At 66.9% G+C, this 14818-nt stretch carries 8 protein-coding genes; 2 read left to right on the top strand and 6 right to left on the bottom strand.

What is annotated here, in order from left to right; all coding sequences use genetic code 11:
• Window positions 1-128: 128 nt before the first annotated feature.
• Entirely contained in the window at window positions 129-1007 is an 879-nt protein-coding gene (locus tag AAF481_13050) for a hypothetical protein (protein MEM7482096.1), read from the top strand.
• Here AAF481_13050 and AAF481_13045 read toward each other — a convergent pair.
• From AAF481_13045 to AAF481_13020, 6 genes are all read right to left on the bottom strand, one after another.
• Window positions 1004-4399: an adenylate/guanylate cyclase domain-containing protein gene (locus AAF481_13045; GenBank protein ID MEM7482095.1), complete on the bottom strand. Its 3396-nt coding sequence runs from the start codon at window positions 4397-4399 to the stop codon at window positions 1004-1006. The two genes, AAF481_13050 and AAF481_13045, sit on opposite strands and share 4 nt — an antisense overlap.
• Window positions 4400-4622: 223 nt before the next feature.
• Window positions 4623-5177, bottom strand: a complete 555-nt coding sequence (locus tag AAF481_13040; GenBank protein ID MEM7482094.1) for a cyclic nucleotide-binding domain-containing protein — start codon at window positions 5175-5177, stop codon at window positions 4623-4625.
• Between the two features lie 64 nt (window positions 5178-5241).
• Window positions 5242-8178 (bottom strand): NHLP bacteriocin export ABC transporter permease/ATPase subunit, encoded by a 2937-nt coding sequence (locus AAF481_13035; protein ID MEM7482093.1) that lies wholly within the window; start codon window positions 8176-8178, stop codon window positions 5242-5244.
• 6 nt (window positions 8179-8184) lie between these two features.
• Complete coding sequence (locus AAF481_13030; protein MEM7482092.1) at window positions 8185-10383, bottom strand: NHLP family bacteriocin export ABC transporter peptidase/permease/ATPase subunit; 2199 nt, start codon at window positions 10381-10383, stop codon at window positions 8185-8187.
• A gap of 7 nt (window positions 10384-10390) precedes the next feature.
• Entirely contained in the window at window positions 10391-11632 is a 1242-nt protein-coding gene (locus AAF481_13025; protein MEM7482091.1) for an NHLP bacteriocin system secretion protein, read from the bottom strand.
• Window positions 11629-13209 (bottom strand): TolC family protein, encoded by a 1581-nt coding sequence (locus tag AAF481_13020; protein MEM7482090.1) that lies wholly within the window; start codon window positions 13207-13209, stop codon window positions 11629-11631. The genes AAF481_13025 and AAF481_13020 overlap by 4 nt, the downstream gene beginning before the upstream one ends.
• A gap of 97 nt (window positions 13210-13306) precedes the next feature.
• Between AAF481_13020 and AAF481_13015 the strand changes: the two genes are divergently transcribed.
• Window positions 13307-14524 (top strand): hypothetical protein, encoded by a 1218-nt coding sequence (locus tag AAF481_13015; protein MEM7482089.1) that lies wholly within the window; start codon window positions 13307-13309, stop codon window positions 14522-14524.
• The last annotated feature ends 294 nt before the right edge of the window (window positions 14525-14818 follow it).

The following is a 14818-nucleotide window of genomic DNA, read 5'->3' as shown; positions in this document are numbered from 1 at the left end:
TCAGGAAGCGGCTTCCTGCCGATTTAGTCCGACCCGCGGCAGGGCGGAACCTCTCCTACTGCGCCGGCTTTCTGCCCGGGCGCCTTCTCTTTGCTTTCGAATGCCGACTGGCGCCTGCGAGCGAGCAGGTGGACCTGTCCTTTCGCATCGACCGGAGACTGCCTTCCGGAGCCTTGGTCAAGGCCTTCGATTCCGAGGCCTTCCGGGAGCTGTTGGAAGGCTGGCGGAGCGGCTCATTGGCCGACTCAGGCCGCCTGTGGATCGAGCTGGACCTGCCTGTCGGATCGGCATTGGGCGAGTCACCCAGCGGGGGATTGCCCCTCCCGATTGTCTGCATCGAGCGGACTCCCGGCGGCGTGGAGTTGAGCGAAGTCCTGGGAATCCTCCGTCGGCGAGAGCTATCCCGATCGCAGAGCCGCACAATCGACGAGTGGAGTCGACGCATGCCGCGGGGCGCGCGAGTTCTCTATGCCTTCGGACTCTGGTCCCGGCCCGGCGCTCCGGTGCGCGTGGAGTGGGTCGGACTGCCGATGGCCGACGCCGCCGGGGTGCTGCGGCCGCTGGTGCCTCCGTCGGTGATGGCGGCGGTCGAGCGGGGCGGGGGTCTGATGGCCGGGGTCGAGCGGCCCCACGTTTCCTTCGACCTCGTCTTCGGCTCGGACTCCGGGGTGGAGGTCCTGCCGCGGGTGGGCTTGGAGGGATCCTTCAGGTCGCCACCGGAGAAGGACCCTCGGTGGCGCTCGTTGCTGGAGCGGTGGACGCGCGCCGGCCTGTGTAGCGCGGCGAAGGCCGAGGCCTTTCTCCAGGCCTCGGGAGTGGATACCTATTGGACGGCGCGCGGTGACTGGCCCGCCGACGAGGTGGGCCTGGCGGGCCATGCGGTGCGTCGTCTGAGTCACTGCAAGCTGGTGGCACGCCCGAACGGCCAGCTCGAAGCCAAGGCCTACTTGCTGTTTCAGTTTGTCGAGGGGAAGGATGCCGCTCTCCCCGCTTCCATTGAAAGCTAGGAAACGGCGCTCAGAGGCGGATTCGGCAACGCTTCGATGCGGGCTCTCGAGCGCTCCATCGCGGTGTGGGCCCCGAGGCCGTCGAGAACGACGAAGTGCTGGTCCGCGAGTTTGCGGAAGGCTTTGTGCTGCCCGCGGTGGTGAAGGACGATCGCCTGATCGAGCTGGGTGAGGGCGGCTTCGTAGGAAGCTCCCAACCGCTCGAATACTCTCAGAGCTTCGGCGAGGTGGTCGCTGCTCTCGTCGAAGTCGCGCCGCTCCAGGGCGATGCGCCCGAGGGCTCGCTGGGATAGCCCTTCGCCAAAGCGGAAGTGTGCCTTGCGGGTCATCTCCAACCCTTCTCGCGCCTTGGCGAGAGCCTCTTCGGCGTTGCCTTCGGCCTGTTCCACCTCGGCGAGGTAGGCGGAGAACCAGCCCGCGAGCTGCAGCATGCCGACCTGACCGAGCACCTCGACGGAAGTCCTCAGGGCCTCGGCGGCCCGCTCCCGGTGACCGTCGACCCAGTAGGCATATCCCAGGAATCCCCCGGCGACGGCGGAGTTCATCGGGTCCTTGGACCGCTCGAGGCCGCCTTCACAGTGCGAGATTCCCGCCGCTCCATCTCCCAGAGCAGCGTGGAAGTAGCCGGTGCTCCAGGAAGCGTCGAGGCGGTAGTCCTCCAGTTCTTCGCCGCGGGCCGTCGCCTGCGCGATGGCCTCGAAGGCGGCTTCGAACTCGCCGACGGCGAAGTGGTTGAAGGCGTTGGTCCAGTAGGCCTGGCCTTGCCACCAGCGGCCGCCGGGGGCGTCGAGGAGTTCGAGGGCTTCGGCCCCGTAGCGGCTGCCTTCCGCAAACCGACCGGTCCAGAAGCCCTCCCGCGAGAGCACGTAGCAGGCCTGCCCCCGGGTGATCGGGTCGTCCGCCTCACCGGCGGCGGTGATCGATCGCTGGGCGGCCTCACGGGCCTCTTGCTGGACGCCGAGATAGCTATAGGTGTGAGCGCGCCAGAATTCGAACCGACCGCGGATCGCGGGAGTGTCCACCTCGTCCAGAAGCTGGTCGTGCTGCTGCAAGAGTTCGAGGGTCTGCGGGAACTGGGCGAGGGGCAGGAGCGACTCCGCGATGGACAGGACGACTTCCAGGGTCTGCTCGTTTCGCTCGCTGCTCTCGGGCAGCTCCGCGATGCGTTCGAGAGCTCGCCGCAGAGCGCTCACGGCATCTCCGTGAGCGAATTCGGCGACGGCCGCCCGGGCGAACAGAATCAAGTAGCGGACCGCTCGTTCCGCGTGAGGGGAGCGGCTCCAGTGAAAGGCGAGGAGGTCGAGGACTTCGTCCGGTCGATCGGCGTAGAGCGCCTCCAGCGCCGCGCCGGCTTGGGCGTGCAGTGCCCGCCGACGATCGGTGAGCAGGCTGTCGTAGATCACCTCCTGGGTGAGCCCCTGTTTGAACTGGTACCGGTCGTTGTCCGCGGGGGTGGGGAAGAGGAACTCCCAGCGGTTGAGATCCTTCAGCAACCGGCCGATGTCGCCGTGGACCTCCGCCAGAACGTTCTGCGAGAATTCCCGCCCGAGCACCGAGGAGGTTTGCAGCAGGCGCTTGTGCTCCTCCGCTAGGCGGTCGATGCGCGCCATCAACACCCCCTGCACCGTGTCCGGCACGCTGGCGTCGTCGTCTCCCTCGGAGATCGCCCGCGCGATCTCTTCCAGGAAGAAGGGGTTGCCCTCGCCCTTGGCGAGCATCATCTCGGTGAGATCCGCCGGCAGTTCGCGTTCCGCCAGGAGGGCGGTGACCAACTCGAGGCTGTCCGACTTCGAGAGCGGGCGCACGGGAATCTGGGTGGCGAAGGACTTTTCCGTCCAGTCCGCCGTGTAGCCGGAGCGAAAACTGAGCAACAGCAGGATCGGCGCCCCGGCGAGCGACTCGATGAGCGTCTCCAGGAACTGTTCGGACGTCCTGTCGATCCACTGCAGGTCGGCGACTTCGAGCACCAGAGGGCGAAGGCGGCAGGCATTCAGGAAGATCCGCAACAGGGTCGCGAAGGTCCGGTTCTGGAGGGTAACGGCCTCGATGTTCGCCAGTTCCTCGTCTTCGGTGGGACTGCCGAGAAGGCGCAGCAGGTAGGGCAAGTGCTCTTCCGGGTCGCAGCCCAGGCGCTTCAGGTTCGCCGACAGCTTGCGCCCGACCATCTCGTCCCGGTCGGCGGCGGTGATCTGGCCGGCCTGGCGCAGGAGCTGGATGATCGGCAGGTACGGGGTGGTGCTGCTGTAGGACAGGCAGGTGCCGCGCAGGTGGGTGAAGGAGGCCGGATCCATGGAGCTACAGAATTCCTTGACCAGGCGTGTCTTGCCGCTGCCCGCTTCACCGGTGATCCCGACCACCTGGCCACTTCCCTCGAATGCGCGCTCCCGCACATCGTCCAGAATCGACAGCTCCCGCCGGCGGCCGACGAAGGGGCTCGACGTCTCGCGCTCGAAGGCGCTGGCCTGGCGCGCGCCGCGCAAGAGGCCGGTCACCTTGAAGGCCTGGACCGGCTTGCTTTTGCCCTTGACCCGGGTGGGCGGCAACCCTTCCATCGCGAACAGGTTGCGCACCAGCCGCTCGGTCTTCTGGCTGATCAAAATGTCATCGGGTTCGGCGAGTCCCTGGAGTCGCGCCGCCAGATTGGTGGTGTCGCCGACGGCGGTGTAGTCCATCCGCAGGTTGTCGCCAATGCCTCCCACCACCACCGGTCCGGTGTTGATGCCGATGCGGAACTGGAGCTGGACCCCGTGCTTGCCGCCCATTTGCGCATGCGCCTCGCGCAGTTGGTGCTGGATCGCCAGCGCCGCCATCACCGCGCGTCGGGCGTGGTCCTCGTGAGTGATCGGCGCTCCGAAGAGGGCCATAAATCCGTCGCCGAGGAACTGGTTGACGGTGCCCTCCAGACGGTGGATCTCCTCCAGGGTGATTTCGAAAATCCGTTTGAACAGGCCGTGCATGGTTTCGGCGCCCAGCTTCTCGGCCGTCGCCGTCGAGTTGGCGAGATCGCAGAACAGCACCGTGACCTGCTTGCGCTCACCCTCCAGGGCGGCGGCTGAGCGCAGGATTTCGTCCGCCAGGTGAGCGGGTGTGTAGGTCTCCACCTCCGCCGTGGCGCGGGTCGGATGCACCGCCGGCTTGGGCGCCGGTGGGGGAGCGGACGCGGCCACCGTCGGCGGCGCGGTGGCGGTCGCCTGGGCCGCGACCGCCGGGGGAGCGGACGGAACCGGTGCGACCTGACCTACGCTCAGGGGAGTGCCGCAGTGGCCGCAAAAGCGGAATCCCGGCGGCGCCTCGATGCCGCAGGAAGGGCAGGAGGCCGCCAGTCCGCAGCCGCAATGGCCGCAGAAGCGCATCTCCGGTGGGCTATCGAATTGGCACTGGGGGCACCGCATGGCGTCAGCTCGTAAAAGGCAATTCTAGCAGGACGCTGAGAATCTGCCTCAGCACCCAGGAGTCAGACCTGAGCCCGAAGGGTGAAGCGGCGGCGAACAGCCGCCGAGGATGGGGTGAAGCCGAAAAGGCAGTTCTTTTCGGCTGAGGGGGCGCCTAGCCCCCTGACAACACGACTAGCAGCGCTGCTGAAATCATGCGCGAAGCGCTTCTTCAGCAGTGCTGCTAGTCTTCGAGCAGTTCTTTGAGCATGCGGTCGAAGCGATCGCCGGCGAGGGCGAGGGTGTCCAGAATGTTGGGATCCAATTCGTCGAACTCGGTGTCTTCTTCGGCCAGGGTAGCGAGGTCTTCCTCGGAGCCGAAGCCGAGGGCGCGGTGGCGTTCGCGTACGGTGGTCGAGAGGTAGATCGCCAGGGCTTTGTAGAAGCGTGCGGCGAATCCCATGTCCGCCGCCAGCTTGGCGTTCAGGGCCGCCCGGGAGATGGCGAAGACGATGCCCTCGTCCTGCGCCCGCACCGTCGCCGACGGCGGTCGGGCATCGACAAAGGACATTTCGCCGACGATCTCACCCACGCCGAGGCGGGCGATTTCGCGCTCGCCGCCGCCGCTGCCGAGGTAGACCGACAGGCCACCCCGCAAGAGGATGAAGAGGGCGTCGACCGGTTCGTCCTGGATGATGATCGCCTCGTTCGGTGCGACGTTCTGGGTGTGGCCCGTTTCGGTCAGCCATTCGACATCACCGTCGTCGAGCTGGCCGAAAAGGTAGAGGACCTTTCTCATAGTGCTTCCCCGGTGGTTGCCCCAAAGATTTCAAGGTGTGGTGTGGTGCAAATCACGGCAGGCCTCACACTTCCTGGCGCTCGACAAGAGTGGAGAACACGCCGCCCGCCCGGGCCAGTTCGGCGTAGGTGCCCGACTCCATCACCCTTCCCCGGTCGATGACGTAGATCCGATCGGCGTTCAGAATGGTGGAGAGCCGGTGGGCGACCACGATGCGGGTGGCGTCCAACTGCTCCAGGCTCCGGCTGACGATGTCCTGGGTGCGGTTGTCGAGGGCGCTGGTGGCCTCGTCGAACAGCAACACCCGGGGCCGGTGGACCACCGCCCGGGCGATCAGCAGCCGCTGTTTCTGGCCGCCGGAGAAGGTCCCGGCACCCTCGCTGATGATGGTGTGCATTTTCATCGGCATAGCGGCGATGTCCTCCGCCAGGCCAGCCATGGCGGCGGCCTCCCAGGCGGCGTCGATGCCGAGGTTCGAACTGCCGACGATATTCGAGTAGATGTCGCCGACCATCGGTTCGCCGTTCTGCAGCACGACCCCGATCTGCCGCCGAACGGACTGCAGGGCGAGGGATGAGAGGTCCTGGCCGTCGAAGTAAATCGAGCCGGCCTCCGGCGTCTCGAAGCCGAGGATCAGGCGGATACAGGTGGACTTGCCGGACCCCGAAGGTCCCACCAGGGCGACCATCTCGCCGCGCTTGGCCTCCAGAGACACATCGTCGAGGATCAGCGGACCGTCTTCCTTGTAGCGGAAGGAGACATGGTTGAACTCGATGTCGCCGCGTAGATCGCCGATGTCCACTCGGCTCTCGTCGACCTCCGGCGGCTCCACCAGGATGGGGACGAGGCGTTCGTAGGTCGGGACCATGGCGAGCACGCTGGACAGTACGCCGATGATCGCCAGGGACGAGGCGAGGAACTGGCTGAAGGCGGCGATAAAGGCCAGAAAGTCGCCGATCGGCATTTGGATCTTCTGGGACAGGCCGAGCATGGCGAAGATGGCGATCGAGGCGAGCACCCCGTAGAACGAGTTCAGGGCTGCCTGCAGGTTGGCGACATGGCGCACCCGCATGGCGTGACTGCGCTGCTCCGCGAAGCGTCCCGCCCACAAGGCGTAGCCGCGTTTTTCGGCGCCGGCGACGCGCAGCTTCGATACCCCATGGAGGAGTCCCAGAAGCAGGCTGGCGATCTTCCCCTGAATTTCGAACAGGGGCCGCTGGCGGCGAATCTGCATCAGGGTCAGAACCGTGGTGGTGACCATCAGCACCAGCACAATCGCCGTTGCCACCAGCGCCAGGCGCCAGGAGTAGTAGAACAGCAAACCGAAGCTGAACACCGAGAAGATCGCCGTCAGGAGGGTCGAGGTGACGTTGCCGGCGAGAAGTTCGCGGATCGCGTCGAGGCCGAGGGAGCGGTCCGCCAGGTCGCCGACGGTGTAGCGGCGAAAGAACGACATGGGTAGCGAGAGCAGGCGGTTCCAGACGGCGGCCTGCACCGAGCCATCGACCTTGGCGCCGAGGCGCAGCATCGCGATGCCGCGGACGATCTCGAACACCCCCGTCGCCACGGCGCTGACCACCAGGGCCATGCCGAGCTGGGCGAGCTGCGATCGGTCGGCGCTGGGGATCACCTGGCCGAAGAGCCGGCCGGTGATCAACGGCACGACCATGCCCAGGAGGCCGCCGCAAAGGCCCATCATGATCAGGGTCATCACGTCCCGGCGGCGTCCCTTGAAGGCGGCGCGGACCAGATCCCTAATCCCCAGGGGACCCTCCGGCAGCGGCGGGTAGAGCATGAAGGCGTTGCCGTCGAGGGCCTCGCCGATTTCCTTGTCGACCGGTTGCCGGGTGCCTTCGACCGGATCGACCATGTCGTAACTGCGCGGCGAGGTGGGCAGCAGAGCCACCGCCCGCCGATCGTCCTCTTCCTTGCCCTCGCCGAGCAGGCGGACGCCGATCAGCGGACCGTTGTCGTGGCGCCACCAGTCGTCCCGCAGCAGCACCCGACGGCTGCGCAGGCGGGAGGCGGCGCAGATCTCCTCCAGCCGGGTCTTGCGCTTCTTACCGGACTCCGGTTCCGGCGGTATCCGGATCTCGAAGCCGTGAAATTCGCCGATCAGGCGGCACACGGTGATCATCGGCTCGCTGACGGTGGCGGTGGCGGAGGATCCGGAATCGTCGCTGTCGAGAATCGACACCAGCCGTTCCGTCGCTGACTCGACCGACCGCCGATCGAGTTCCGTGGCCAGCCCGAGGCGTTGTCGTTCTTCCTCGTCGATCGTTCGGCGCTCGATCTCGAGCCAGGTCAAGAAGCGCTGGTGGAAGGCCCGCAGATGATCTTCGAGGGTGCCGGCCTTCAATAGCTCTTGAGTCGAGCGGGCGGAAACCACCGTCTCGCCATCGCCGGTCAGCCACAGATCGCCCGTCGAAGGCACCGTTTCCCCCACCGCCAGGGCCAGCTCCGGGATGCCCAAATAGCGCGCTTCGCCGCTCTCCAGGCGCACCCACAGGAGACCCTTGGCGGGGCGTCCGGCGGGTTTCTTGGCCTCGAGTGCCTGTTCCGTGCCGTCGCTGCGGAGTGGCGTCAAATGGTGCGGCGCTGGAGGCCGGGGCACCGCCTCCGTCACGGAAGCGATCCAGCCGTCGATGCGTCGCCCTAGAGCCTCAGCGGCGTCGTCTCTCTGCGGGGCGGTGGTGACCTCGCCCCGGTTCACTTCCGTCAGTTCCGTCGGCTCCGTGGCGACGGCGATCAACCGCAGGCCGCCCGCCTCGAAGCTCGCCAGCAAGCCGCCATCGGCGGTGACCTCGCCCAAGTGCAGGCGAGGGCCGGTGGCGCGTCCGCCGTCCCAGGGCTCCATGAACAATTCGAGACGGCCCCGGTCGACCAGCCACAGGCGGCTCTCGGAGTGGGTGAGGTCCAGAGTGCGGTTGCTCGGCAGCGACAACGGCGAGCCGCCGCCGGCGTGGTCGCCGATCGCGGCGGGGGTGGTGGGCTCGTTCATCGGCGGCTACTCATTGGAAATCAGGGCCGCGTAGGGACCCTCCGTGTCCACCATCAATTCGTCGTGGGTGCCGCGCTGCACGATCTTCCCCTGGTCCATGACGATGATCTCGTCCGCATCGCGGATGGTGCTCAGGCGATGGGCGACGATCAAGCAGGTGGCGCCGCGGCGGCGGAGGTTCTGATCGATCAGCGATTCGGTGGTCGAGTCGAGGGCGCTGGTGGCCTCGTCGAGCACCAGCAGCGAAGGATTCACCACCAGGGCGCGAGCGATCTCCAAGCGCTGCCGCTGGCCGCCGCTGAAGTTGCTGCCGCCCTCTTCCACCAGACTCTGGTAGCCACCGCTGCGGGCCGCGATGTCCTCGTGGATAGAAGCGTCTCGGGCCGCCGCCACGACCTCTGGCAAGGGGATGGTCGAGTTCCACAGGGTGAGGTTCTCGCGCACCGTGCCCTCGAACAGGAAGATGCTCTGGTCGACCACCGCCAGCGACTGGGTGAGCACTCGGCGGGGGATCTCCTCGCGCTTTCGGCCGTCGAACAGGATCTCGCCGCTCCACGGCTGGTAGAGGCCGGTGACCAGCCGCGCGACGGTCGACTTGCCGCTGCCGGAGCCGCCCACCAGGGCCACCCGCGAACCCGGTTCTAGGGTCAGTTCGAAGCCGTCGATCAACGGCGGATCCAGCCGGCTGTAGCCGAACTGTAGGTGGTGTAATTCCAGCCGGCCGGCCAGCTTGATCGGTTCGTCCTCGTCCAGTTCATCCTCGTCATCGACCTTCACGGACGAGTCGACCGGGTAGCGCAGCACGTCGTCGAGGCGGTTCATGTCGCCTTCGACGGTCTGCACCTTGCCGCCCAGGTTGACCAGTTGGCTGACCGGGGCGATGAAACTCGCCATCAGCACCTGGAAGGCGATCAGGCTGCCCAAGGAGAGTTCCCCCTCCATCACCCGCAGGCCGCCGATGGCGAGGATCGCGGCGGTGGTGAGGGCTGCCAGCAGCGGCGGCACGGCGTTCAGGAACTGGGTGTAGCGCTCCAGGTCCTGGCGGATATTGACCACCTTGGCCTGAAAGCCCGCCCAGCGGGAGTAGAGATCCGCTTCGCTGCCGGACGCCTTGTAGGACTCGATCATCTGCAAACCGCCGATGGCGGTGCCGTTGAGCTTGCCCTTCTCCTGCAGCAGCCGGCGGCTGCCGTCCACCCGCTTGCGGGCGACGAAGCGCAGGGCGACGACGTTGAGGAACGCCGCCACGATGCCGACCATCGTCAAGAGGACGTCGTAGCGCAGCATCACCGCCACGTAGAAGACGATCACGATCACCCCGAGGGCGTTGGTGGCGAGGTCGCGGGAGAGAAGCTGCGCCACGCGGTCGTTCGAGCGCACCCGGGTCGAGATGTCGCCGGCGAAGCGCTGGCTGAAAAACACCGTCGGCAGGCGCAGGACGTGCCACAGAAAACGGCTCGAACCGGCGAGGGCGATCTTGGTTTCCAGGCGCAGGAGGAAATGCTGCTGGAGCCAGGTCAAAGCGCCCAGGATGAGCGCCGTCAAACCCATGCACAGGAGCAGTGGCCGCAACCACTCCAGGCGGCCGCTGAGCAACACCTGATCGATGAACACCTTGGAGAACACCGGCACCACCAGGCCGGGGATCACCAGCGCCAAACCGGCCAGAACCACGTAGAGTAGGCCGGTGCGGGAACCGCCCACCCGGCGCGCCAGGGCGGGTAAAATGTTGGGCGCCTGGCCGCCGGCCTCGAACTCCTCGTTCGGCTCAAAGGTGAGTACCACGCCGGTGAAGGACTGGTCGAGCTCTTCCTCGGTCACCACCCGCGGTCCCATCGCCGGGTCGTTGAGAAAGACCTTGCCCTTGCGGAACCCTTCGAGCACCAGGAAATGGTTGAAGTTCCAGTGCAGGATGGCCGGCCCCTTGAGGCGCCGGAGGGACTCCGGCTGCTTCTTGAAGCCCTTGGCGGTGAGGCCGTAGGTGCGCGCCGCCTTGATCACGTTGCTGGCCTTGGAGCCGTCGCGAGAGACTCCGCAGGCGATGCGCAGCTCTTCGAGCGGCACCCAGCGCTTGTAAAAAGCGAGGATGATCGCCAGGCTGGCGGCGCCGCACTCCACCGCCTCCATCTGGAGCACCGTGGGCGTCTTGTCTCGGCGGGCCTCGCCGGCGCCGCCGCGAATTCGTTTCCAGAGGGTTTTCAGCATCGGACCCCTAGACTCCAAGCTTTTCTTTGACCGTGGGAATCACCAGGTGGATCGGCTGGTTGCGCTCGATCACCACGCTGCCGGCGGCCAGGGTGCCGCTGGTGATTTCGAGTTCCGGGCCGCGCGACGAAGACCAGCGGAAGCCCGTCGGGGTGGAGGCATCGCGCTCCAACTCCACCTCCACCTGGATCGGTGGTCCGTCGGCCATCATCCCCGTCACCAGATCGTCGTTGGCGAGCAGGCGGATCATGCCGCGGCGGGTCGAAGGGAACTCCGCCACCCAGCTCACCTGGCCCAACATGTAGCCGAACTCCTCGCGCTTGACGGTGGAGGGGGAGACCTGGGCCTCCATGCCCGGCTTGATCTTCTTGCCGTCGGAGGCCGGCACGAAGAGGATTGCGATCACCTTTTCGCCCAGCATCTCCATGCTGAGGAGCGCCTTGCCCGGGCTGATGACATCGCCGGGATCGACGATCAACTCCAGCACCCGGCCGGCCACTGGCGAGAGGACCTGCGAGTCTTCCTGGAGCTGCGCCCGCAGGTCGGCGATTTCGAACTCCAGGTCGCGCACTTCGGTGCGCTGCTGCTCGATCTGCTGCTCCGAAACCTGTTCTTTCTCCAGGCGGGTGAGGTCGAGGGAGGCCAGCTCCAGGCGGGTGGAGGCCACCCGGTCCTGCAGGTTGTTGAGATCCTGCTGGCTGGCGACCAGATCCTGTTTGGTGATGAGGCCGTCCGTCAGCAGGTCCTCCTGTGCCGCGATGCGTTCCTGAAGGAGCGCAATATCCGTGTCCAGGGTTTCGAGGGTGCGTTCGAGCTTCCGCCGCTCCTGTGCCCGGTTGCGGGTCTGTAGGCGCTCCTGCTCCGCGGTGAAGCCCATCATGTCGTCGAGCTCCTGCTGGCGGGCCTGGAGCTTGGCGACGGTCTCGTCGATCCGCCGTTCGAGGGCTTCCTGGCGGACCGTGGCGACCACCTGTCCCTGCTCGAGGGTGTCTCCCACCCGCACCCGCACCTCCTCGACCTGGCCGCTGACGTTCGACACCACGTCGGACACTCCGCCCCGGCGCAACAGAATGCCCGATCCCGGGGCTTCCGTGGGCAACGAGCCGAAGACTCCCCACACCAGCGCCGAAACGATCAGTGCCCCGAGGGCCGCCAGCGCCAGCCAGCCCCGTGGGGTGGTGACCTGCAAGAGCTGGTCGAGTTGTTCCGGCGACGACAACCTTTCGAGGGCGACTTTTCGGAAGATCACGGCAATTCTCCTGCGGAAGGGGAGGGGCCGGAGTCCGGCCGGACCGGAACCATCGGCGACGGCTCCGGCAGGGTCACGAAATCGCTCAGCCGGAGTTCGCCCCCGTCGCCGATCCTTCGGACCAATGTGCCGGTCCGGAAACGGAGGTCGAGGAGCGCCAGGGCGAGGGACAACTGAGCCGACACGAGCTGCCGCTGCGCCGCCGTCTGGCGGTCCTGTTGCGAGATCACGTCGATTAGGGTCGAAGCGCCCACGCCGAGCTTCTTAGCCTCGTTGCTCACCACCCGCGCGAACAGTTCCACCGAGCGTTGCGCTCTCTCCAATTGCTCGGCGTTGCGCCGCAGGCCGTCGAGGGCCGAAGGTACATCGGCGCCGAGCTGCTTTTCGAGCGCCTCCACATCCAGGCGGGCACTCGTCAGCAGAGCTTCCGCCTGCAGCAGCAGGCCCTCCGCCCGGCGGTTGCGCAGCGGTAGGCCGAGGCTCAGTCCGACGGAAGTGCTCACCCCAGGTACATTCTCCAGCGGCGAGGAAAAGAGGTCGCCCACCGAGTCGCCCGCCACGAATCCCGTGTAGCTGGGAGTGACCAGCAGGTCGAGGCGTGGTTTGAGGCCGTTCTCGGCGGCGCGCGCCAGAATCCGGCCAGCTTCCTCGCGCAATCGGGCGGCCCGCAGATCGTCTCGCCAGCGCAGGGCGAGGGCGACGAAAGCCAGGCCGTCGCCGGATCCGCGCAGGTCTTCCGGAGCGACCACCGGCAGGGGATCCGAAGGCATCGGCAGCCGGGCGATGGCCTCCGCCGACAGTCCGATCTCCCGGCCGAGGTTCTGGCGCGCGGCAAACAGCGCCTGCTGGCCGGCGATGCGGCTCGTCTCCTTGGCGGTGAGATCCGCCTCGAGGAGAATCAAGTCCGCCGCCGGCCGCAGATCCGCCTCCACCAGGCGCTCGGATGTTTCGAGCAGTTCGCGGGAGGTCCGCTCGCTCTCGGAGAACACCGTCAGATTGCGCCTCGCCGCCACCACCTGCCAGTACTGCTGGGCGACCCGCAGGAGGCGGAGAGAGAGGGTCTGCCGGACGTCCGCCGCCACCGCTTCGGTCTCGATCTCGGCGGCTCGCAGGTTCGCGGTGACGGTGGCGGATCCTCGGCCGCGCAGCAACGGCTGCCGGAAATCGATCGCCAGGGTGCCGACATTGCTGCCGCCGTCCTCCCGGTCCTGCTGCAGTGAGACCGTCGGGGTGAGCTGCAGGCCGCTGTGGAGAAGTTGATCGACGCCGGCCGATAGCAGGTACGTTTCCTCCTCGGTCGAGGAGTCCTCGCCGGTGGGTGTTTCGGTATCCAGCCGGGTGGCGCCGGAGGTCACCAGGGGATCGAAGGTAGCGGCTGCCTGGAGCCGGCTGCCCTCGGCCAGATCCGACTGCACCAGCGTCCGAGCGATGGCCGGATCGTTCTCCAACGTGAGGCGGAGGGCTTCGAGCAGGGTCAGGCCGGGAGCTGGGGGAGCTGCGAAGACAGGGGAAGCGGCCAAGATCAAGGCAAGGGCCATCGCCGCCGCGCCTGCGGCGACTCTGGAAAGCCGTGCCATGCCGCCCTCCGGACGCTGCGCAACGGCGTTCACAAACTCGCGCAAGTCGTTGAAAACATTCATTTCAAAGCGTATGTCGATCTGGTAAAGTAGCACGATGAGTCGACACGCGCAAGACGTTTTGTTGGAGGAGAGCTTCGCTTCTCTCTATATGGCTCTGGGTGCGAATCCTGGGGAGGCCGCGGAGCTTCGGAACTACGGCGACAACCGCTTCGATCCGGCCGCCGCCAGCGGTTTGTCCTTCCCCTTGCCGGACGAAGCCTTCGTCGCCTGCTGGCAGAAGTGGGAAAACGCCGCGCGCCGTCGCGGGGCCTGGGAGGTGCTCCGGGCCGAGTTGCCGCAGCTCGCCTTTCCGGTGCGCGAGGGCATCAGCAAGTCCTCCGCCTACCGCGCCGCCACCTTGAAGGGCGTGGATCCCACCTCCCTCGACGAGGCGACCGGACTCCAACTGGACGATCCCTCCCGCCTCGAACTGGAACTGTTCGAGAGTCCGGCCGGGCGAGTGCCGGTGCTTCGCATCCAGGACTCCGGGCGGCAGGAATTCGTGGCCCTGGTGCGCGCCCTCTCCCGGCGCAACGAACCGGCGACCATTCCCGAGGCGATGGGCGCCCAGATGCTCGCCGGCTACAACAACTGGGCTCGCCTGCACCGGTTGCGCCGAGCCTGGGAGGCCACCGACCCGGCCGAGCGCGAAACGGCAACCTGGGGAGAAGAACTGCGTCGCATCCTGCCGCAGAAAGAGCGGTATCAGGACCGCTTCATGATCCTGAGCGATGGGCCGTACAGCGCCGTCTCGGCGGAAGAACTGGGTTTGGAGGAAGCCGAGTGGCGGCGCAAGTCCTTCGTCATCCGCCGCGACCACGAAGCCGCCCACTACTTCACTCGCCGGGTGTTCGGCTCCATGCGCAACCACCTGCTCGACGAGCTGATCGCCGACTACGCCGGCATCGTGGCGGCGGAAGGCCGCTTCCGGGCCGACTGGTTCCTCCGCTTCGTCGGCCTCGATCCGCGAGGCCATCTGCTCCCGGAGGGCCGCATCGCCATCTACCGCGGCGACCCGCCGCTATCGGACGGCGCCTTCGCCGCCCTCGGTCGGATGATGGTGCGGGTGGCCGACCACGTTCAGACCTTCGATCGCCGAGCCTTCGACTCCGCCGCCGGACGAGGTGAGCGCACTCAAACGGAGCGCGCCGCCACCTTCCTCGCCCTGGCCGGTCTGCGGCTGGAAGAGCTGGCGGCGGACAAAGGTGCCACCCACCTGACCGGTGCCTACGAGGCGGCTCGAACGACCCTGCGGGATTCCGCCGATCCGTGACCGTCTAGGCCGCGTGATGTCGTGCCATTCCCTCTCCCGGCACCTGGAAGCGGGGTTTTCGTCGTGCCCCTCAAAGGTGCCACCCGAATATCGAGCTGCCCCCTCAAAGGTGCTACCCGAATATCGAGCTGCCCCTCAAAGGTGCGCCCTCTCAAGGGTGCCACCTGAAAGTCGAAATGGCGCGTCTATGCAGTTTTCGGGGAAGAGCGTTTTCGGCTGCGAGCGATCCTCGTCTCCCTCTGCGTCTCCCTAGGGCATGGGAAGACCATTGCTCTACGTACCCCCCGGTGGCGG

Source organism: Acidobacteriota bacterium (assembly GCA_039030395.1).
Classification (GTDB): Bacteria; Acidobacteriota; Thermoanaerobaculia; order Multivoradales; family JBCCEF01; genus JBCCEF01.
This window is presented reverse-complemented; position numbering and strand designations above follow the sequence as displayed.